Genomic DNA, 564 nt, shown 5'->3' on the forward strand with positions numbered 1-564 from the left:
CACTCTGTGGGAGACGCTGGATGGGTTAGTCCGGCCTCCGCAGAGTCTGTCCTGGCTCGCTCTTGTTCCCGTCCTTGCGCCTGGGTTTGTTGTCTTCCCCCCTCTTTTTTTCTTTTTTTTCTTTTCCCTCCCCCTCCCTTTCCCTCTCTCTCCTTTTCTCTCCCTTCTTCCCCCCCCCCCCTCTCTCCTCTTCCCCCCCCTTCCCTTTCCCTTTTCTCTTCTCTTCTCCCCTTTTTCTCTCCCTCCTTCTCTTTCTTTCTCTCCCTTTTCTTCTCCGCCTCTTCTCCCCTTCCTTTCTCCTTTCTTTTTTCCTCCTTCTCCCTCTCCTCCTTTTCTTCCTTTTTCTTTCCTCTTCCCCCTTCCCCTCCCCCCTTCCCCTTCCTTTCCTCCTCCTTCTTTCTCTTTCTCCCTCTCCCTCTCCTCCCTTTTCTCTCTCTCCTTTCTTTCTTTTCCTCTTTCTTTCTTCTCTTCTCTTTTCCCCCCTTTTTTCTCTCCTCTCCTTTTCTCTTCCTCTTTCCCCCTTCCTTTTTTCCTCCTTTCTTTCTCCCTCCCCCCTCCCCCCGC

The 564-nt window shown here is 52.3% G+C and carries 1 protein-coding gene; it reads right to left on the reverse strand.

Features of this window, described 5'->3' with window-relative positions; translation table 11 throughout:
• Window positions 1–25: 25 nt before the first annotated feature.
• Window positions 26–564 (reverse strand): hypothetical protein (locus NR126_RS28440; RefSeq protein WP_256832489.1); only part of this gene is annotated, 539 nt, incomplete at its 5' end.

This window comes from Pseudomonas sp. Pse1 (assembly GCF_024519635.1).
Taxonomy (GTDB): Bacteria; Pseudomonadota; Gammaproteobacteria; order Pseudomonadales; family Pseudomonadaceae; genus Aquipseudomonas.